The sequence below is a fragment of the Acinetobacter sp. CAU_H_S170_2 genome, from assembly GCF_058890445.1.
Genome location: NZ_JBZYAE010000001.1, coordinates 61,525 through 83,487, shown reverse-complemented (window position 1 = coordinate 83,487; position 21,963 = coordinate 61,525). Strand labels below are relative to the sequence as shown.

The 21,963-nt window shown below is 42.5% G+C and carries 15 protein-coding genes and 1 pseudogene; 9 read left to right on the top strand and 7 right to left on the bottom strand.

Annotation, left to right across the window (positions count from 1 at the left end):
- Nucleotides 1-108: 108 nt before the first annotated feature.
- Nucleotides 109-959: pseudogene (locus tag AC5EUN_RS00360) on the top strand (AbiJ-NTD4 domain-containing protein).
- A 247-nt stretch (nt 960-1,206) separates the two neighbouring features.
- Here the strand turns inward: AC5EUN_RS00360 and AC5EUN_RS00355 are convergent.
- Entirely contained in the window at nt 1,207-2,916 is a 1,710-nt protein-coding gene (locus tag AC5EUN_RS00355; protein WP_493352109.1) for a GGDEF domain-containing protein, read from the bottom strand.
- A gap of 1,083 nt (nt 2,917-3,999) precedes the next feature.
- On the opposite strand from AC5EUN_RS00355, the gene omp33-36 reads away from it, so the two are divergent.
- Nucleotides 4,000-4,884: a porin Omp33-36 gene (gene omp33-36 / locus AC5EUN_RS00350; protein WP_281199356.1), complete on the top strand. Its 885-nt coding sequence runs from the start codon at nt 4,000-4,002 to the stop codon at nt 4,882-4,884.
- Between the two features lie 50 nt (nt 4,885-4,934).
- On the opposite strand, the gene AC5EUN_RS00345 is transcribed toward omp33-36, so the two are convergent.
- The 4 genes from AC5EUN_RS00345 to AC5EUN_RS00330 form a co-directional block, all read right to left on the bottom strand.
- Nucleotides 4,935-6,902: a glycine betaine transporter gene (locus AC5EUN_RS00345; protein ID WP_493352108.1), complete on the bottom strand. Its 1,968-nt coding sequence runs from the start codon at nt 6,900-6,902 to the stop codon at nt 4,935-4,937.
- Nucleotides 6,903-7,059: 157 nt separating this feature from the next.
- Nucleotides 7,060-7,749, bottom strand: a complete 690-nt coding sequence (locus AC5EUN_RS00340) for an ion channel (RefSeq protein ID WP_125274279.1) — start codon at nt 7,747-7,749, stop codon at nt 7,060-7,062.
- Nucleotides 7,750-8,000: 251 nt separating this feature from the next.
- A complete protein-coding gene (locus tag AC5EUN_RS00335; RefSeq protein ID WP_148825338.1) occupies nt 8,001-9,716 on the bottom strand; it encodes a cation acetate symporter in 1,716 nt (571 codons plus the stop codon).
- Nucleotides 9,716-10,048, bottom strand: a complete 333-nt coding sequence (locus AC5EUN_RS00330; RefSeq protein WP_058870483.1) for a DUF485 domain-containing protein — start codon at nt 10,046-10,048, stop codon at nt 9,716-9,718. Before AC5EUN_RS00330 ends, AC5EUN_RS00335 begins: the two co-directional genes overlap by 1 nt.
- 186 nt (nt 10,049-10,234) lie before the next feature.
- Here AC5EUN_RS00330 and AC5EUN_RS00325 point away from each other — a divergent pair, with 186 nt between their 5' ends.
- Both AC5EUN_RS00325 and AC5EUN_RS00320 read left to right on the top strand, forming a co-directional pair.
- Nucleotides 10,235-13,732 (top strand): hybrid sensor histidine kinase/response regulator, encoded by a 3,498-nt coding sequence (locus tag AC5EUN_RS00325; RefSeq protein WP_493352484.1) that lies wholly within the window; start codon nt 10,235-10,237, stop codon nt 13,730-13,732.
- 403 nt (nt 13,733-14,135) lie between these two features.
- Complete coding sequence (locus AC5EUN_RS00320) at nt 14,136-14,903, top strand: hypothetical protein (RefSeq protein WP_058870484.1); 768 nt, start codon at nt 14,136-14,138, stop codon at nt 14,901-14,903.
- Between the two features lie 59 nt (nt 14,904-14,962).
- Here AC5EUN_RS00320 and AC5EUN_RS00315 read toward each other — a convergent pair whose 3' ends face one another.
- Nucleotides 14,963-15,613: a response regulator gene (locus AC5EUN_RS00315; RefSeq protein WP_004691689.1), complete on the bottom strand. Its 651-nt coding sequence runs from the start codon at nt 15,611-15,613 to the stop codon at nt 14,963-14,965.
- 377 nt (nt 15,614-15,990) lie between these two features.
- Here AC5EUN_RS00315 and msuE point away from each other — a divergent pair, with 377 nt between their 5' ends.
- The 5 genes from msuE to AC5EUN_RS00290 all read left to right on the top strand — a co-directional run bounded on the left by msuE (nt 15,991) and on the right by AC5EUN_RS00290 (nt 19,900).
- Nucleotides 15,991-16,719, top strand: coding sequence for an FMN reductase (msuE, locus tag AC5EUN_RS00310; protein WP_493352107.1), 729 nt, complete (start codon nt 15,991-15,993; stop codon nt 16,717-16,719).
- A gap of 27 nt (nt 16,720-16,746) precedes the next feature.
- Nucleotides 16,747-17,853, top strand: coding sequence for a dimethylsulfone monooxygenase SfnG (sfnG, locus tag AC5EUN_RS00305; RefSeq protein ID WP_493352106.1), 1,107 nt, complete (start codon nt 16,747-16,749; stop codon nt 17,851-17,853).
- 127 nt (nt 17,854-17,980) lie between these two features.
- On the top strand, nt 17,981-18,391 hold the full coding sequence (locus tag AC5EUN_RS00300) for a DoxX-like family protein (RefSeq protein ID WP_126034873.1): 411 nt from the start codon (nt 17,981-17,983) through the stop codon (nt 18,389-18,391).
- On the top strand, nt 18,388-19,224 hold the full coding sequence (locus AC5EUN_RS00295) for an SDR family NAD(P)-dependent oxidoreductase (protein WP_493352105.1): 837 nt from the start codon (nt 18,388-18,390) through the stop codon (nt 19,222-19,224). Before AC5EUN_RS00300 ends, AC5EUN_RS00295 begins: the two co-directional genes overlap by 4 nt.
- Before the next feature lie 61 nt (nt 19,225-19,285).
- Nucleotides 19,286-19,900, top strand: a complete 615-nt coding sequence (locus tag AC5EUN_RS00290; protein WP_224468062.1) for a riboflavin synthase subunit alpha — start codon at nt 19,286-19,288, stop codon at nt 19,898-19,900.
- A 119-nt stretch (nt 19,901-20,019) separates the two neighbouring features.
- Here AC5EUN_RS00290 and acs read toward each other — a convergent pair whose 3' ends face one another.
- The gene (gene acs / locus AC5EUN_RS00285; protein ID WP_348923864.1) at nt 20,020-21,963 is read right to left on the bottom strand and encodes an acetate--CoA ligase; all 1,944 of its coding nucleotides are present in this window, start codon (nt 21,961-21,963) and stop codon (nt 20,020-20,022) included.

The window sequence follows — 21,963 nt, the reverse complement described above, 5'->3', positions numbered from 1 at the left end:
ACAATCTCCCCTACTCCTCTTTTTAAAGAGGGGAATTCCCTCCTTTGGAAAAGGAGGGTTAGGGAGGATTAAAAAGCGACAATAAGTGTTAGATTTATTGGGGATAAGATGCGCTTTTCAGAAAGATATGGTTATCAACCTATTCGTGAAATAATTCAGAAGAATTCAATAAATACAGATTTAAAAAATGCTTTGTGGAATGCAATTATAGTATGTATTTTTAACAAGTATTCTTACCATTTTGGTGCCCGAAGTCGTCCTATTATTGGAAGTAATTTAGAATCCTTTTTTCAATTACTATTTCATAGTTTTTTCAAGAAAAGAATTGACCAAATCCCATATTCGATAGAATCTACTATTGCTGAAATTGACACTTTATTTTTTAAAACATACAAATGGTATGAAATTTATAATTTTATTGAGGCCTGTATAGAATATTTTCCTTTTGATGAAAAAAAGAGGATTTTATCATTCTCTTGAATGATTGCTTGGAAATTGAGAACTCTGCTTATAGAGTAATTAATTATCAAATTACCCCAATCACATCCGAACAAGAAATTCAATCTATTGAGGATGCTTTAGAAAATACAAATCTATACTCAGGCGTCCAACAACATCTTAATCAAGCTTTAAAACTAATGTCAGATCGTCAACATCCTGACTACAGGAATTCAATTAAAGAATCGATTAGTGCTGTTGAATCCATTTGCAAAATCGTAACTCAGGATGAGAAAGCTACGTTAGGTCAAGCTTTAAAAATCATTGAAAATAAATATGGATTACATGAAGCTCTAAAGAAAAGTTTAAGTCAACTCTATGGTTATACATCAGATGCTGACGACATCCGCCATGCTATGCTCGAAGAATCTAATTTAAGTTATATAGACGCCAAATTCATGTTGGTAGCATGTACCAATTTCATTAATTATTTAATTGAAAAAACCAAAGATCAAAACTGAAATCCAATCACATGACAGGCGACATGGATGTCGCCCGTTTGACTGTGCACAAGGGACTGAGCATCAGTCAAACAAGTGGGTTTTGTCACTTTTGCCCATTCAAAAGTGAGGAAACACCTACTCAATGAAAAAATAAACAAACGATAAAATATTGAAATGCGCTGAAAACAAAGAATTTAAATATTCATTACGTATGAATGCGAGTAATTCATTTATATTTTTACTTATTATGTGGATGTGAATTTCATCAACTCGCCACTTTATTTTTACCCTGCTCTTTAGCTTGAAACAAAGCACGATCGGCTTTTTCTAACAGTGCCATCCAACTGGTCGCACCAATTGCGACCCCAATACTAATACTGACTTTCAAATCAGGGCAACGGACGCTATCAACCGACTTCACCTCATAAATCTCAGAACGAATCTTTTCCGCAATTTTTAAAGCGCACTCCATCCCAATATTTTCAATCAGCACAATAAATTCGTCGCCACCGTAACGTACCAGTAGGTCAGATGTCCGAATATTTTCTTTTAATTTTTCAGCCACAAATTGAATCACCTGATCCCCCATCAGATGTCCATAAACATCGTTGACCTGTTTAAAGTGATCGATGTCGATCACCATTAAACAAATCTCCGAAAACTGCGTCGGCTGATTTTCCAAAAGTTTAATGTATTCATTCAGCGCATAACGGTTTGCAACCCCCGTTAATGAATCCAAATGTGCAATGTTCTTGAGTCGAAACTCCAACGCATCTCGCTGCTGAAGCGTCTGTTTTAACTGCTGAATTGCTGTAAATAAAGAATACACATTGGCGGGTTGATCTTTAGTATCCATCGGGTTGGGCCGAATACTGGAATGGGATAAATCAAACAAAATTTCACGCGCTTGAATAAGCGGACCAAACACTCTTTTGCGTGCATAGATCATGGTAAACAGCGCCGCAAAAATTGAAATCAGTGAAATACTCACCGTCATCAGCAAAACATTTTGCGCTTTACGCTTTTCGATTGTGGCTTTTTCAACGCTATATTTGAGTAAATACTTTTGCAATTCCACCACGGTTGAAAACTTATCAACGATTGCTTCGGTTAACTGTGTGCCGGTTAAGTAATATGGTCGATGGTAAATACTTTCATTCATCAAGCGTTCAACGATCAGTAACCCTTTGGCTAAAAATTCGTTATAAACCGCTTGATGCAACTCTCTGAATTCTTGAGTTTTATCACGCTCGGGCTGTAAGGTGTCAATGAGCTCCCACAAGTACATGACTTGCTTACGGGTTTGCAAAGAACGCGCTAAATTGGTTTCAGGAATCGGTTGCTCGAAGGTCACATGCGCCATCACGTTGGATGCAGCACGACCAGCCTGATCACGTAAGTCAGCCAATAATAAAATTTGGGTATAAAAGTTTGAAATCGCGGTGTCTTTGCCTCCCGAAACTGCAATCACATCTTTTAGGACATCGTGACTATGCTCCCAAGCATTAAACATTTCTAAAATGGCCTGATCCATTTTTTCTGCATTGCGCTGCTCACGTGGCAGAGCTGCATAGGCATCCACCTGCTGTCTGCCTTGAGTTAAAGCTTCATCTAAACGGTCAAATAAACTTAAATCTAAATTAGGAAGGTTGGAATGCTTTAAAACATCTAAAGTCTTTTGCATCTGCTCATCCACCGTGAGCCGATATAGTTTTAACTCAAGCACGTGTTTGGCAAAGTCTTGCTGATTACTCGACATGAGTTTGTTGGCTGGCGCACGCTCTCGTGAAATTTTATTGGCCAAGTCTGCAACAGCTTGCAGTGCTTGTATTTCAATTAAAGCTTGATTGGCTTTAATGTAATCATTATAACTTTTAACCATCAATGGAATAGAAAGACTGCACAATGACAAAATGATAATGCTCATTGCAATATACAGCTTTTGACTCAAATACTCAGAGCGTATTTCTCGCATACTTCAACCACGCCCCCATTCCTAAATAAAAGAAAACTAAATTAACTGTTTATTATACGAACAGTATATCGTGTATTTAAGTGATTAATTCTTTGTTTTGCATCGTTTTAAGATTTCATCATCCCCGAATAATCATGGCTAAACTTTCACGCACCTATGAAAGCTGAGTCAATCCATCCTTAATAATATTCATGTTTAGTGTAAATTTCATTCAATATTTTTAATTCCCATTTTTTAAAGTGCCTATATTTACACATGCGACATTTAAGTGCATAATGCACAATATTGGGGCGAATTAGAGTATATCCTCAGCAAATATTCTAATTTTTCCACAAATTTTGGCGGAAAAAACCAACCTCTTTTAGAAGTTGGTTTTTTTTTGCTTAAATAAAAGTTTTTAATGAAAAATATAGCCTCAAATTCGCACCATTATTGTGCATTAAATTCCAATAGATTTTTATTAGAAAAAAGAAGATCTCGAAAATTTAAATAAAAAAAAGCCCAACCTTGGGGAAAGTTGGGCAGATAAACAAAAACTGTTTGAGGAGAATTAGCTTCTCAGAAAACAACAATATTGTTAAATGATTCGCTAAAATCATTATGAAATAAATCCGTTCACTTGTAAAGCCAACTAAAGCACTATGGATTAACACAACGCTATAATTAGCGTGAAAATTATCACAAATACTCAGAGGATATGTACATTATGCAAGCAAAAAACAAGCTTTTTGCGCTAATTTTAGGCGTTTTTTAGATTTAGGACACAAAAACGCCTATATTTGAGGTACCTTATTTAACTTTTTTACCGTTTATATCAATATATTCAATCTAATTTACCAATTAAAAATCAAGTTCAGTACAATTCATTTTCCTGCATTCTCTGTTTTCTAAATAGGTATACCCTATTGTTCTGCTGTAAGTTTTTTTGGTTGACATGGATACACTCAATTGAGCAATTTTTAACCTCTAACACATCTAGAGTAATTACTCAATAATATAATACCATTAGAGCTCATTGACTTAATAAATTGTTACAATAGAATAGCATTAGTTTAATCCAATGTTAACAATCTGGTAAATATCATGAAAAAACTCGGTTTAGCCACTGCTTTATTATTAGCCATGACCGGTGCTCAAGCATACCAATTCGAAGTACAAGGTCAATCTGAATACATCGATGCATCTGATGCAAATGACAAAGATTTTACTGGCGGTTTACAAGGTACTTTCTACTTTAAAGATGTTGATTCATCTAAAGGTCCTTTAGCTGAAGCTGCTTTTTTAAACCAAGCTTCAAATGTTTCTTTGGCATATAACTATGCTGAATTAGGCACTGACGGTACTGATTTCATCGCACACAACTACGGCGCTAAAGCTGAAGCGTATATTCCTACTAAATTCGTTCCAGCATATGCAAGTGCGTCTTATAGCCACACACATTTGGATGGTAAAAACAGCGAAACTCCTGATGACAATGGCGACCGTTATGCACTTGAAGTGGGTGCTTTAGCTGCTCCGAACTTCTTGGTTGCTGTAGGTTATACTAGCGTTGCTGACCAATTTGCTCTTGATGCGTTCAACGTAATGAGCAATGGCGCGGTTAAAGCTGTTGGTGAAGCTGCTACGATCGGTGAAGATCAAGACGCGGTTACTGCACGTACTAAATACGTAGGTAACATCGACGGTACAAACATGGCGCTCGGCTTAGAAGCTGGTCTTGTTTACGGTGAAGACACCGCTTACCAATTAAAAACTGATCTTTACTTAACGCCTGCGTTAAGTGTTGGCGCTTCTTATGTTGAATCAAGCTTTGCTGGTACTCCAGATTCAGCTTGGGGTGCAAACGTTAACTACTTCATCACTCCAGCAGTTGCTGTAGGCGCAAGCTATGTAAATGCTAACGCTAAAGACAATACTGAGAATCTCGATACACAAACTGTTGGCGTAAACGCTAAATTCCGCTTCTAATTCAATTTAGAAACTGAATAGAAAAAAAGGACGCTTAAAGCGTCCTTTTTTTAGTTTGTGGCTCTGACTAAATTTAAGAAATGTAAATGACGTTCGTACTGGTCAATAATATCTTGCAATAGATCATCTAAAGTCCAATCCATCACATCATAATTCTGCCCACCTTCTCTTAAGAAAACTTCAGCTTGATAAAACTGCTGTTCTTCAAGTCGATCTGCCATAAAACTAGGTGGCTGGGTTTCACGGGCAACCACCTGATAGATGAAGTTAATTTCATTATGGTGATCTACGCGTAACTGTAAGCCATGCTCAATCGGTTGAATGGTCACGTCAAGCTGACGGCGCTGAAATTCCTTTTGTACCGATGAAAAAGCATGTTGTACTTGCTGGCGAATGAATTCTTCGACCTCAGACTGGGTATGTGGATAATGCATAATCAGACCTAGACGCTGTTGCCAACTGCGTGGATTTTGAATCGCACGTGGCGTGATTCGTGCATCTTGTAGTGCACGCATTTTGGTGACATCCAAACGCAGTGCTTTCAGTAAGCCCCAACAGACCAGTAACATAATCAAAGTAAAGGGTAAGGCACTCATAATTGTGGCCGATTGTAAGGCCGAAAGTCCGCCTGCCATCAGTAAGATAATCGACAGTAACGCAATCAGAATGGTCCAAAATAGCCGTTGCCACAAGGGTGAATTTTCTGTTTCTGCGGTTAAGTAATCAATCACCAATGAGCCTGAGTCGGCAGAAGTCACAAAGAATAGCACCACCAGAACGGTCGCAATCAGGCTCGATATTTGAGAGAAAGGTAAATGGGTCAAAAATTCAAACAGTGCGACGGATGAATCTTGTTGTACCGCTGAGATTAAAGAAGTGTGCCCATCTTGAATAATACTGAACAGCGCTGCATTCCCCATGAAGCCCATCCAAATCAGGGTAAAGCCTGTTGGAATGAACAACACCCCGACAATGAACTCGCGAATGGTTCGACCTTTAGACACTCGGGCAATAAACATTCCAACAAAAGGCGACCATGAAATCCACCAGGCCCAATACATAATGGTCCAACCGCCAATCCAACCATTGGGTTGATAGGCATAGAGGTTGAAAGTCATCGTGAACAGATTGGATACGTATTGCCCTGCATTTTGAATGCTGGTTTGTAAGATATAAATAGAAGAACTGGCAAAAAACACAAATAACAGTAAAACCACTGCCAGCACTAAGTTCAATTCAGACAGCCGTTTAATACCTTTGTCCAAACCAAACCCGACTGAGAGCGAAGCTAGAAAAGTGACAAAAATAATCAGCCCGACCTGAATACCAATACTTTGCTGAATGCCAAAAAGATAATTCAGTCCCGAATTAATTTGGGTCACCCCAAAACCAAGTGTGGTCGCAACCCCGAAAATGGTGCCTAAGGTTGCAAAGGTATCAACCGCATCTCCCGTTGCACCATAGATTTTTTTGCCCACCAAAGGATATAAAGCGGAGCGAACCTTTAAAGGCAAATTATGTCGGAAAGAGAAATAGGCGAGTGACAAGCCCACAAGTGCATAAATGGCCCATGCATGTAATCCCCAGTGGAAAAAGGTGATTCGCATCGCTTGTTGTGCGGCATCTACGGTTTGCCCGTCTCCCGTGGGCGGGTTGACATAGTGCATCACGGGTTCAGCGACACCGAAGAACATTAAACCAATCCCCATCCCTGCAGTAAACAGCATGGCGAACCAAGAACCACTGCTATATTCAGGTAGACTATGATCGGGGCCGAGTTTGATTTTCCCCATATCGGAGAGTGCAATAAAGATCAGTAAGATCAGAAATAACGCGACAGATAAAACGTAAAACCAGCTAAATGAGTCAATAATCCATTGATTTAAATGTTTGGTTAAAGCCTCAAAACCACTTGGGTCAAAAAGAATCAAGGCCAGAAAAAGCACCAGAATCACGACAGTGCTGAGAAATACATTCCGTTTGATGTTTGCAAACAGCGATGGCTTTATGGAAGGCATAATTCCCCCAGAAAATTATTTTTAGTACAAAGATATAACCAAAATGGTTAATTAGACGAGTCTAATAAAGAGTGAAGAATGAATAGCTTAAAATTTAACGATTCTGTTCCATCATAATTTATGTTGGAAAATAAGGCAGTGCGAATCCTGTAACAGTTTAATTTTCTTTATGATCATTGGGGCGATGCTGAATATACTGCAAGGCAATCAAGCGTGAGACAACTAAAGCCAAATACATCACCCCACAAAACATCTGTAACATCGCAATCATACGAGCCAGCGGTGTTAGTGGCATTAGATCGGACAAACCTGTCGCCGACTGCAAACTAAAACTTAAAAAAAGTAAATCGAGCCATGACTGTGCGCCCGCCACATTGGGATTTAAAAAGCTATTGGGTTCTAAAATCTGGCAAATGCTATATAAAAAGGCAAAACCCCATGCAATAAGCGTAAACACTGCCCCTGCAGCAAATAGCTCATCTTTGGTCAAATAACGGTCTGCAAACATATAGCGCAGCAAGCCATAGGCCGCAATAAAATAGGCCATCGCCTCAAAGGCATGACTAATCACCAACAGCATTGGATCTCGAGCACCCAGCAAAATCAGTAAGGAAAAGAACAATGCCCCACCAACAAAACTCAACCCGAGGATGGTAAACACGGGGGTTTGACGAATGACCTTGGCAATGAGTAACAGGACCAAAACACCTAAGCCCCAAACCAATACACGTAAGGACAAGCTATGGCTGCTCAACAGTGCCAAAATCAGCATAATAAATTGCAACAGCAGTAACCATGCTGAAGGCAGTAGACGGAAGCCTTTCCAAAATTCGACAAATACTTGCATATGCAGCCTGTTATTTTTAAAGCCAAGTTTGATTGGTTCTTATTCTCGCTTTTTTAACTTAGCATGAATAGCCACTGAAACCGATGCTTTTTATTCGTGTCAGTCGATTCATTTTGTCCAACAATTTGAGTACTGCTTGAATACTGAATGTCACGATCTATGCATTTCAATATACAAAGCTGACACAGTTAGGAGCATCAACACCATAAAAAAAGCCCCAATGAATGAGGCTTTTTTAGTTCAGGTTCAGATTAGTGATCTGAAGCGCCTGAGATACCAATACCTGTTTGTGAACGTACATACTGCGCATCAAATGCTTTACGTTCTGCTTGTGCACGTGCTGAGTTATCAGTCACAGAGAACAACCAGCAGCAGAAGAACGCCAATGGCATTGCAAAGATCGCTGGACCATTGAATGGATTTACTGGCGTTTCAGAGATTGCGAATGTATCTACCCAAACGGCTTTAGACAAGACAATAAGTACTACTGCAGTCGCTAGACCCACTACACCACCAATCACCGCACCACGCGTGGTTAAACCTTTCCAGAACATTGAGAGTACAAGAACTGGGAAGTTCGCACATGCTGCTACAGAGAATGCTAATCCGACCATGAAAGCAACGTTTTGTTTCTCGAACAGAATCCCTAAAATCATCGCAAAAATAGCAAGACCTAAAGTCGCGATTTTAGACATACGAAGTTCAGATTCAGGAGTCGTTTGACCTTTCTTGAATACGTTTGCGTACAAGTCATGCGAAATTGCTGAAGCACCTGACAAGGTCAGACCTGCAACAACAGCAAGAATCGTTGCGAACGCCACTGCTGAAATGAAGCCCATGAACAAGTCACCGCCCAATGCATCAGACAAGTGAACCGCTGCCATGTTGTTACCACCAACAAGCTCTAGCTTGCCAGTTACTGCCATTTTCGCGACATCAATGAACTGCGGGTTGTTCGATACATAAAGGATCGCACCAAAACCAATGATGAAGGTTAGAAGGTAGAAGTAACCAATGAAACCTGTTGCAACAACCACTGATTTACGTGCTTCTTTAGCATCTTTAACGGTAAAGAAACGCATTAAGATGTGTGGTAAACCCGCTGTACCGAACATTAAAGCCAAACCTAAAGAAATGGCATCAATTGGGTTCGCTGCAAGTTTACCTGGGCCCATGATATTGCCCGCTTCTGCTAAAGAAATGTCATGTACTTTAGAGAAAACTTGAATTGACTGGGTGAACATTTCAGAGAAGCTGAAGCCCACGCCTTTCATCACCATGAAAGCCATGAATGTCGCGCCAGACAAAAGCATCACAGCTTTAATAATCTGTACCCAAGTCGTTGCCAACATCCCACCGAAGATCACGTAAGCCATCATCAGAAGGCCGACAATCACTACAGCAATGTTGTAGTTCAAACCAAATAAGAGTTTGATCAGCTGACCTGCACCCACCATCTGAGCGATCAGATAGAATGCAACGACAACCAATGAACTCACTGCTGCAAGCGTACGCACTGGTTTTTCCGCTAAACGGAATGACACTACGTCAGATAAGTTGAACTTACCTAAGTTACGTAGACGTTCAGCCACCAAGAATAATACGATTGGCCAACCAACCATGAAACCCAATGAATACAGCAAGCCGTCGAAGCCTGAACTGAAAACCATTGCGGAAATTCCCAAGAATGACGCTGCGGACATATAGTCACCCGCAATCGCTAAACCATTTTGGAAACCTGAAATCCCGCCACCTGCTGTGTAGAAGTCAGCAGTGTTGGTGGTTTGTTTTGCTGCCCATTTGGTGATGAGTAAAGTAAATCCGACAAAGATACCGAACATGATAATTGCATGCCAGTTTGTCGCTTGTTGTTGAGCCTCACCCAAATCTGGGCCTGCAAGTGCTAGGCTCGAAGTCAACAGTGCGATAGCAGCGACTGTAAGCGCTTTCAATGAATTCCATTTCATTAGTGCTGTCCTTTCTCTTGCGCAATGGCTTCGACTTCACGCATTGCTTCTTCATTTAATGCGTCGAGTTTGTTATTCGAGATATACGAATACACACCACATAAAAGGAAAGACAATACAATAATGCTTAGACCCAATGGCATGCCAATCGTGGTCACCCCACCACTGACTGAAGTCATTAAAAATTCTTTGTTGTAGCCGACCAACAACATGAAACCAACGTATACAACCAACATAATAGTTGTCAGTGTCCAGCTCAGTTTACTTTTACGACTAACCATTTCCTTGAATTTGGGATTTTGTAGAATCTGTTCTACTTGTCTCTCATCCATAACCATACTCCTGTCTGTATCCAACCGTAGATACAATTTTTTAATTCGAATTATTACATTTGCTAAAGTAGCAAGCTTCTGTATGGGTTGTAATTTAGACTTTGGTCTGTAAATTTTAAACAAGCTCAGCAGCCTCTATCCCAGATGCGCTATGATGGCCGAGATGATGGAAAAACTTTAGGTAAAATGAACAGCTGGCTCATTATCGGGGTATTGGCCCTCTATATCGTCTTACTCTTTATCTGCGCCTTTTTTGGTGAGAAACACGCCAGCCGCCTGAGCACGCGTGGGCGCATGCTATTGTTTAGTTTAACTTTAGGGGTCTACTGTTCATCTTGGACCTTTTATGGCGCAACAGGTGCAGCAGTTCGTGAAGGCATTATCTTTCTGCCGATCTACCTTGGCCCACTACTTTTCGTCGCACTGGGCTATGACATTTGGCGTCGTTTAGGCCGCGTCCGTCAGCACCATGCTATTTCATCGATTGCCGATTTTGTCGCTGCACGCTATGGTAAAAGTGGGCCTTTGGCCTCAATGGTGACTATCCTCGCCGTCATTGCGATTATTCCTTACTTAGCCCTGCAGCTACGTGCCATTGCACTCAGTGCCGCGGTGATTTTAGAACCTACCGCAGGCAGCATCGCCTCAACCACCAACGGCGTGCTATTCCTCACTGGTATTTTGGCCATTTTAGCCATGATTTTCGGGACCAGACAGATTGCCAATACAGAACAGCATGGCGGTCTGATGTTGGCGGTTGCCTTCGAGTCTTTTGTCAAACTGTTTGCTTTGCTGTGTGTCGCGCTCTTTTTCGTGTTTGCTGCACCTGAAAACATCCATCAAATTTCCAAAGATGTCGCAGAGACTTTCCATCAAGTACAACTCATTGGTGTACCCGATACATTTTGGATTCAAACCTTGTTGGCTGGACTTGCGATCATTTGCTTACCGCGTCAGTTCCACGTCGCTGTGGTCGAATTACGTGATGAAAAACATATTCGTGGGGCACGGCGCTGGTTCGCAGTTTATTTAGTTTTAACCATCATTGCTATTATCCCGATTGCCAGTTGGGCACTGCATGCAACGCCAGGTTACTTAGCGATCCCCGATGTCGCGGTTTTGTCTTTGCCTTTAAGTTATGGCCAAGACTGGTTAACCCTATTGGCCTTTTTAGGCGGCTTCTCTGCCTCTACCGGTATGCTGTTGGTGTCTTCAGTGGCCCTGTCGATCATGCTCAGTAATGACTTGATCATGCCTGCCTTATGGCGTACCAATTTACTGTCCCGCCATGATAAACGCTTACCCTTGGTGCTTAAATTTACCCGCCGGGTCTGTATTTTAGCCGTCATGCTACTGGGCTTTTTGTTCTTCCATTTTTTTAATGACATTGACCAACTTTCAGTCTTTGGCTTGTTGGCCTTTAGTGCGGTGGCTCAGTTCTCACCTGCCCTCATTGGTGGTCTATACTGGCGTGGCGGCAGTAAACAAGGCGTCTATGCAGGTTTATTGGCTGGTTTTGGCATGTGGGCCTACACCCTGTTGTTACCGACTGTGCTGCGCAGTTTGCCTACTGAATATTCACACTTTACCGAAAGTTTTCTTAATGTCGGGCCCATGGGCATTAACTGGTTACGTCCTGAAGCCCTGCTCGGTTTTGAATCCTTTGCCGCACTCACTCATGGGGTGGTATGGGCACTCGGTCTGAATATTATTTTATACATTTGGATTTCCCGCGTTTTCCGCCCCAGCGTGGCCGAACAAATTCAAGCAGAAAGCTTTTTCTATTATGAAACTAAGCCACTGCCGACACAGAGCACGTCTACAGACATCAACTACATTCATCACGATGTTGCACGTTTAAAAGTTGGTGATTTAATCACCTTAGCCAAACGGATTACTGGTGATGGTGCAACTATGCGCGCTTTCCAACAGTTCTGTGCCCAGAACAATGTAGTGCTGAATGAAAACAGCAATGCCAACGGCATGTGGTGGCGTTTTACCGAACAATATTTGGCAGGCACTATTGGTGCTGCATCGGCGCGTACCCTGCTCACCACCGCAATGGTCAACAATGGCCTCGCTTTGGGGCAAGTGGCAAACATTCTAGACCAAGCCTCACAGTGGCAACGTTTTAATCAAAACCTGATCATGACCATGATTGACCACATGACCCAAGGGGTGAGTGTGGTCGATGAAAATATGTGTTTGGTGGCATGGAATAACCAATATTTAAAACTGTTTGATTATCCAAAAGACATTGTCTATGTCGGTTGTCCGATTTCGGATTTGATTCGGTATAACGCAGAGCGCGGCGAATGTGGCCCGGGTTCGGTCGAAGAACATGTACGGAAACGGATGCACTGGATGCAAGTCGGTAGTGCGCACGAGTTTGAACGCATTCGTAAAGATGGTCGTGTCATTCAAATGCGTGGCAATCCAATTGAAGGCGGCGGCTTTGTCACCACCTTCGCCGACATTACCGCCTTCCGTGAAAATGAAGCCATGCTGGAGGCGCGTGTCCAAGACCGAACTCAACAGTTAGCAGATGCATTGACTGAACAACAACTGGCACGTGAACAAGCCGATAAAGCCAATATGTCGAAAAGCCGCTTTATTGCCGCGGCCAGTCATGACTTATTGCAACCGATGCATGCTGCGCGTCTGTTCAGTACAGCTTTAGAACAAAGCGTACAAAGTGAAGAAGACCGCAAAACCTTACAACAGCTTGATCGTGCCTTACACGGTGCAGAAAGTATGTTGTCTGCCCTGTTGGATATTGCCCGTCTTGAAGGTGGCACCATTCAACCCAACCGTCAGGCTTATCCGCTGCATGATTTACTCAGTGACCTCGAATTGCAGTTTAAATCCATTGCAGCACAGCGCGGTATTCGTTTCAGCGTACATGATGCTCAGTTCTGGATAGATACCGACCCACAATGGATTCGCCGTATTATTCAAAACTTTGTCAGTAATGCCCTACGATATACCGCCAAAGGCAAAGTGGTGGTGGGTGTACTCCGCTCCACGGACAAACCACGCCATATTCGAATTGGAGTGTGGGATACAGGACCCGGGATTGCAGAAGAACAACGGATTAAACTATTCCAAGAGTTTGAGCGCTGTGGTCATACCTCACCATGGGGTGAGCAAGGGCTTGGCTTGGGCTTGGCCATCGTACAGCGGATGACCAGCCTGCTCGACTACCCAGTGCATGTCTATTCAGAGTATGGCAAAGGGTCATGCTTTATGATTGAAGTACCAATCATTGCCCCACCAAAAGTCGTAGCAGCGCCTGTACAAGCGGTACCACTCAAAACCAAAGCCTATAAGATTTTGTGCTTGGACAATGACGAAACCATTTTAGAAGGGATGTCGACTTTACTCACCAAATGGGGCTATCAAGTGTTTAAGGCAACCGAGCCTGAGCAAGCTTTTGAGATGATTCAACAAGAAAACATTCAGGTCTGGTTAGTCGATCAGCACTTAAATCATGACAAAATTGGTTTGGACTTTATTTTGGCCAATCGCCAAGAAAATGTACCTGTCGCTTTGATTACCGCAGACTCAGATCCTGAACTGCCACAACGGGTCAAAGATATGAATATCGTGCTGTTGAAAAAACCATTAAAACCTGCTTCTTTACGAGCATGGTTATCGGGTTTAAAAATTTCAAATCCTGAATAAATTCACTACATTTACTCACAAAACCCAAGCCATATGACTTGGGTTTTTGTCTTTTTTAGGCCCTGTATATACGGCAAACTGACTAAAGTTTTAAAGGTTTCGACCAAAGTGCTCATTTTCAGCTCTTTGAAGCCCAATAATATTGACTAAAAATTACACATCCATTTTTACTATGGCAAAATACACCACTTACATTAGTGAACACTTGTATACTTAGTTACAATTTTTCAAGTATTTGTTTTATTTAAACTAAATATGCATAAAAACACAAAATACGACTTTAGTCGTATTCATCTCCACAGGGGATTGGCAGATAACTAGGACTAAGAAAAGATCAGTTTTTCTACCTATATACCTCTTCCTTCGCTGAAGAAACTGATCATCCTTCTCTTGGAGTTTTATGATGAACATTTCTAAAGCAATGCCACATGGCTCAGATCAATCACAACAATTTTTGCGCCAGTATAGTGCCAATGCCTTTTTACCCAGTATTGACTGGGTCGAACTCTTTAAACAAAGTAGACTCAAAGAGACTCATGTTCAGGCCTTAGATACGCTGTATCACACCGCTATTCCCCTCGCATTACAAGTGTTTGAACAACTCGACTTTGATGTGTTTCGCCCCGCGGCTTACCAACCGCAAGGTTTAGGTCTATTTGAAAAACTTCAGCAACAAGAAGACCCGTTCTTGCTGGCATTGGAAGCCGAATCCAGCGGACTCAGTGCAGATGTGCGCCATCAAATTTGGAGCATGCTCCTTCGCGGCGGTGCAGTTTTGGTGTTTAAAGCATGGCTCGGTAAAGTCAAAACCGATCAGGATCAACTCGACACCACCCAGTTTGACCAATTGTCGGATCTGCTCTTTATTAAAACACCACCGCAAGTCTTGGCGGATCGCTTAAGTATTGATGCGCAAGGAACACAAGACCATATTTTCCTCATGTATGACAACGAAATCTACTTAGACCGTTTCAACAGCTTGGAAACGGCGGCTTTATTTGTCGATCTTGGCGTGTATGACGCAGCCTTTTTAAGTCTGCGCGATGACCGCGTTGCCGCTTATTTGAAACAACAGGGCTATGTCTCTGAAGAGCAAATTGATGACTTGCAATGCGCTTTAAATCCTTTATTTTGTACCGATGTCACCAGCAAACAAAACTGCTTGGCTTAAACTTAAGACCGAAAAAAAGCGCTGATGATTCAGCGCTTTTTTTAATTCAATAGATCAGCTTACATGCGTTTTTCTTCAATATTTAAAGCATTGATCGCAAGGACCGCTTGAGTTCGGTTCTGTACTCCAAGCTTACGGAAAATCGCAGTCACGTGCGCTTTAATCGTCGCTTCTGAAACATCAAGTTCATAAGCAATCTGCTTATTCAGCAAACCTTCTGCCACCATCATCAAAACACGGAACTGCTGCGGTGTTAAGGATTGAATTCGCTCAGCCAGTGCAGTTTCATCGGCAGCACGTGGGTCAAAGTTCATGTTAGCGGGTAAATTTGGTGGCAACCAAATTTCACCATCTAAGACTTCGCGAATTGCTTCGCCAATATGACTTGGATGTGCCGACTTTGGAATATACCCCATCGCTCCATGCGCAATTGAACGCTGAATGATCGACGTCTCTTCATGCGCTGAAACGACAATGATCGGTAATGATGGATACTGGGCACGAACGTGTACCAATGCAGAAAAACCTGAAGCACCTGGTAAGTTTAAGTCCAATAGCACCAAATCAGGTTCAGGACCTTTTTCAAGGCGTTCATAAAACTCGTTTACTGCGGCTGTTTCATGAATTTGAGCTTGCGGTAAGCTATAACGAACAGCTTGGATTAACGCATGGCGAAACAGCGGATGGTCATCAACGATTAATATATTCATAAGCAACGAGAGATTTCGAGTGCACTAGTCTTGACTATTCTAACCATACAAGTGCCGATAAGGATATGCAAAGTCTAACTTTTTTTCACTTTATCACGCTTTATTCAGAAAAATAGCCTCAATTCCAAGTCGATCTTGAAATATAAATAACTAATCACATTTTGATATAAAATTTATCAGCACATCGAAAAAGGTTATTTAATTTAAATATATATAAAAAATACAACCATTTAATAAAAATTTAGATAGTCTTTTTCAGCATCAACAGATATATCTGAAAATCAGATAACTTAACGCTATTTCTTTATTTTACAGACCAAATGCAGATATTAGATAAATAAGCCCATTCCGAGATACAACACTTTAGGGCTTTCCTTATGTCTACTTTACTGCAAAAACCACTCAATATTGTCGCTGTGTCAGGCGGTTTAAATACCCCGTCTAAAACTGAGGCATTGGTACAAGAAATATTAAATGAACTGGCCGATGCAACCCCAATCAATGTACATTTCATTAAATTCAGCGAAATTGGCCATTTACTCGGTGGCGCGATTTACCGCAACCAACTGCCACAACGTGTGCAAGATGACTTAGCCGCGGTCGAAGCTGCCGATGCGTTGATTGTTGGAACACCAGTTTACCGTGCTTCATTTACTGGTTTATTCAAACACTTTTTCGACTTTGTTGAGCAAACGGCGCTGGTGGATGTACCAGTCCTACTTGCAGCTTCAGGTGGCAGTGAACGTCATGCACTGGTACTGGAACACCAACTTCGCCCACTATTCAGTTTCTTCCAAGCGCAAACTTTACCTATTGGGGTCTATGCCACAGACAAAGACTTTACCCCAGCGTATACCATCCACAGTGAATTATTACGAGATCGCATTACTCTTGCCGTAGCTCGTGCTTTACCCATCTTAGAATGGGCACCCGCCAAAGGTCAGCGTGCAGAAGTGGTGAAAGAAAAGACCCAACTTGCCAATCAGAACTTGGGTATCAACACGCAAATCGAACAAGACGATGTAATGCCTTCAGCCGCAGTTCCAAATTTAGATGCAGCCGAGTCTCGCTTGCATCAGAAAAAAGCCAAACCACAGGTCGCTTAACGCAAAAAGCATTGAGAGGGTTTTCACATGTCACAACAGAATAAAAATATTACGTTTGCTTATTGGGTTCCCAATGTCAGCGGTGGCTTAGTGGTGAGTAATATTGAGCAGCGCACAGACTGGAGTTATGACTATAACGTCCGTTTAGCGCAGGCTGCGGAAAAAAATGGCTTTGACTATGCTCTAACCCAGATTCGTTTTACTGCGGGTTATAACGCAGAAAACCAACATGAGTCGGTCAGCTTTAGTCACGGTATCTTAGCCAAAACTAGCAAACTCAAAGTCATTGCCGCTATTTTACCTGGCCCGTGGAAACCCGTGCTTGCCGCAAAACAGCTTGCAACCATCGACCACTTAACCCAAGGACGTATTGCGATTAATGTGGTTAGTGGTTGGTTTCGCGGCGAATTTGATGCTATTGGTGAAGTATGGCCTGAACATGACCAACGCTATGCTCGCTCAGAAGAATTTATTTGTGCATTAAAAGGTGTTTGGACCCAAGACAACTATAGTTTTGATGGAAAATACTACCAGTTCAAAGACTACACCTTGTCACCCAAACCTGTGCAAAAGCCGCATATTGAAATTTTCCAAGGCGGCAGTTCACGCGCTGCACGGGATATGGCTGCACGAGTTTCAGACTGGTATTTTACCAATGGCAATACCCCTGAGGAGCTCAAAAAACAGATTGATGATATTCGTGCAAAAGCCCAACAGAATGGCCATCAGGTCAAAATTGGGGTCAATGCTTTCATCATTGCTCGAGATACAGAGGAAGAAGCGAAAACGGTTCTGCAAGAAATTATTGATAAAGCCAATATTCAAGCGGTACACGCCTTTGGCGATGCTACCCGTGAAGCGGGTGCAGCAACACTGGAAGGTGAAGGCAACTGGGCCAAATCGACCTTTGAAGATTTGGTTCAATACAATGATGGTTTTAAAACCAATTTGATTGGTACACCACGCCAAATTGCTGAACGTATTGTGGAATTAAAAGCCGTTGGTGTGGATTTAATCCTTTCAGGTTTTTTACATTTTATCGAAGAAGTTGAATACTTCGGTGCCAAAGTGTTGCCATTGGTTCGTGAGTTGGAAGCTCAGCAGCAATCCGTTGAGACTGCCAAATCTGCTTAGCTCGGTAAGCAGCAGACACGAACTAAAAAATAATAATGATAGGTGACTCTATTCTTCCCTCAGGGCTCGGCTTGAGGGTTTTTTTATTGGTGTATAATCCGCACAAAGTAAAAAATAACCATTTTATATGAACAACAGCCAACCCTCTAAATTCATTAATCTCTCTTTGGCCTTTTTATGGGGCTATCAAGGTTTAATTCCTAAAATCCTTTTTATCAATCCCGATGAGATTGCCATTTGGCAAACTTTTGGGCTTTCCTACACACAGGCCCAACTGGCAGGTCAGGGCTCAGGTGTGCTTGAGTGTGTTTTTGCTTTATTATTCCTCTTTAATTCCAGTAAATATCTGCATTACCTCAGTATCTTTAGCTTAGTATTTTTATTCGCACTGGTCGCTTTTCTAATACCAGACAGTCTTATTCGTGCTTTTAATCCCGTGGCTATGAACCTTGCAATGATCAGTCTATCCATTTGTTATTGCATGCTTCACAACCAAGAAGCGACGTCCTTTCATTCACAAAGTAAAGGCTCAATATGAATTCAAAATCAGGTTGCATCGTCATTACAGGCAGTTCTAAAGGTATCGGCTTGGGTTTAGCTCAAGCCTTCTTGGAACAGCAACAAGCCGTCGTGATTTCTGGCCGAAATAGCACAGATTTGCACAGCACCCTGCAACAGCTACAGCATCGCTTTCCTGCTGCGCTGATTCATGCCGTCACTTGTGATGTCACGCAGATTCATGAACTACAAACGCTTTGGGATGAAGCCATTCAACAATTTGGTGCTGATCAGATTTGGATTAATAATGCAGGCAGTTGTACAGCGACACTAGACTTTAAAGATCTCGCAGCAGCAGACATACAGACTGTGGTTCAGACCAATATTCTAGGCAGTATGTTCGGCTCACAAGTGGCCTTAAACGGCATGCTGGCACAAGGCTATGGTCAAATTTTCAATATGGAAGGTTGGGGTACTCGAGGCGAATGGAGTGCAGGCATGACCGTCTATGCCACCACCAAACGTGCCGTAGGTTACTTTATTAGTCAAGCCCTATTTAAAGAAACCAAACAGACCAACATTCAAGTCGGCACACTCAGTCCCGGAATGGTAGCAACCGACCTACTGGTATCCTCTTGGCAAAATGGCGATGTTCAGCACTGGAATAAAATGAAACGGCTTTTTTTGTTTATTATCGATCCTCCCGAAGTGGTCTGTCGCTATTTGGCTCAACGTATTTTAGAGAATAAACGTCGCCATAGTCGAATCGTATGGATGACGCCCTTACGTCTGTTGCTCCGATTTTTACGGCCCTTTTATTGGCGTCGAAATCCCATTAAAGATACAGCTTTAGCACATCTCAACTCAAAATAATGCCACATCAAGTTGTAGATCATTTACATTAAACATACCCCCAGAATTAGGAAGACTTCCGATGTACACAGGTATCGTACAAGGCTTAGAGAAAATTTTAGATGTCCGTCAAGGCGACGGTTTTAGCACCCTTGTAGTTTCAAATACACACAACTTTTTTCACGATGTCTTCATCGGTGCAAGTGTAGCCATCAATGGCACCTGCTTAACTGCAACGCACATCGATCTTACCGCCAGTCAAGTCCATTTTGATGTCTCAGATTTGACTCGACGCCTGACCACTTTAGGCACTTTACAGGCAGGTGATGAGGTGAATATCGAACGTTCAGCCAAAGTCGGGATGGAAAATGGGGGGCATAACTTGTATGGACATATTGAAGGAACGGCTACAATAAAGCAGCTGAGCCGTCACGGCGAGACTCTGCATGTGGATCTTCACATTCCAGAAGGCAATATCAAATACTTTTTCTTAAAAGGTTTTATTGGTCTGAATGGTTGTAGTCTCACCGTCAACCGTGTTGATCGTAACAGCCATGAAATTTCAGTTGATTTGATTCCTGAAACCTTGCGTCTGACCACATGGGCATCGGTACAAGTCGGCGATGCCGTCAATTATGAAATTGATCAGATGACACGGACGATGGTCGACACTTTGGAAAGCATCCATCAGCGTTAGAACTCTTTAATTTCTAAACGTCTCGCACTTACAAATTTGTATACAGCAACCTGATGTATTCCATCAATATGTCAAAATAAAAATACCGTCTGCTTAAGACGGTATTTTTTAGGTTGATTTTATCCGTTTGGATATACTTCTTTAATCAACACTTCGACCACTTGCGGTTCAGCCAGCGTCGATGTATCGCCCAAACTATCTAACTCGTTCGCCGCAATTTTTCTTAAAATACGGCGCATGATTTTGCCTGAACGTGTTTTGGGTAAAGACGGTGCCCAATGTAAGGCATCTGGTGTCGCCACAGGGCCCAACACCTTTCTTACCCACTGAATCAGCTCTGCACGGAGTTCTTCCGTTTGCGCTGTGCCCGCTTGTAAAGTGACAAAGGAACAAATTCCCTGTCCCTTGATTTCATGCGGCATTCCCACCACCGCAGCCTCAGCCACCGCCTCATGTGCCACCAAAGCACTTTCTACTTCGGCCGTACCTAAACGGTGCCCTGACACATTCAGCACATCATCTACCCGTCCTGTGATCCAGTAGTAACCATCTTTATCACGGCGTGCACCATCGCCCGTGAAATACGTTCCCGGATAGGTTGCAAAATACGCTTCGATAAACCGCTCAGGATCCCCCCAAATGGTTCGCATTTGTCCCGGCCATGAATCCTTAATCACCAGATTGCCTTCAGCCTCACCTTCTAACTCGTTGCCTTCTGCATCGACCAAAGCGGGTTGAATTCCAAATAAAGGACGCGTTGCAGACCCGGGTTTAAGTGGTGTAGCACCCGGAAGTGGAGAAATCAAAATTCCACCAGTTTCCGTTTGCCACCAAGTATCCACCACTGGGCAACGGCTTTCTCCCACTACTGTGTAGTACCAATTCCATGCTTCAGGGTTGATCGGCTCTCCGACGGAACCAATTAAACGCAAGCTGCTACGATCACTCTCACGGACAAAGGCATCCCCTTCACGCATCATGGCGCGGATCGCTGTCGGTGCCGTGTATAAAATCGTCACATTGTGTTTGTCGACAATATGCCCTGTACGTGCCCAACTTGGATACTGTGGAATCCCCTCAAACATCACTGTTGTGGTTCCATTCGACAAGGGTCCATACAGCACATAAGAATGTCCCGTAATCCAGCCCACATCGGCAGTACACCAAAAAACATCATCTTGTTTTAAGTCAAACACTTCACGGAAGGTACTATTCACATAAGTTAAATAACCCCCTGTGGTATGCAGCACCCCTTTGGGCTTACCCGTTGAACCTGAGGTATATAAAATAAATAGGGGATCTTCAGCATTCATCGGTTCAGGTGGACAAATCTCGTTAACGGTCATGATCTCCATGTGATACCACAAGTCACGCCCTTCTTTCAGCTTGATTGGATTGCCTGTCCGGTGCACCACAATCACGTTTTGTACCGAGTCTGTCCCAGATAAATTTAATGCCGCGTCTACATTTTCTTTCAACGGAATGGGTTTCCCCCCGCGCATTCCAGAGTCTGCGGTAATCACAATTTTGGCTTGACTGTCATCAATTCGGCTCGCCAATGAATCAGGTGAAAAGCCACCAAACACCACACAATGCACGGCACCGATTCGGGCACAGGCCAACATCGAAATGGCTGCTTCTGAAATCATTGGCATATACAGCACCACACGATCACCCTTCACCACACCATGCTTTTTCAGGACATTGGCAAAACGACACACTTCATCATACAGTTCAGCAAAGGAAATGATTTTATGGCGTGACGGATGGTCACCTTCCCAAATAATGGCAGGTTTATACGGATGCTCTTTTAAGTGGCGATCGAGGCAGTTGGCACTTAGGTTTAACTGCCCATCGGCAAACCATTCAATTTTAAAATTATCTTTGTCATAACTGGTGTTTTTAACTTGGCTAAAAGACTTGATCCAATCGAGCTTCAAAGCTTGTTCAGCCCAATATTCATCAGGTTGTTCTATCGATTTTTGATAGCGTTTAAAATATTCTTGTTCATTGGTGCGCGCAGTTTTTTCAAATTCAGCAGGTACAGGATAGACTTCTTTCAT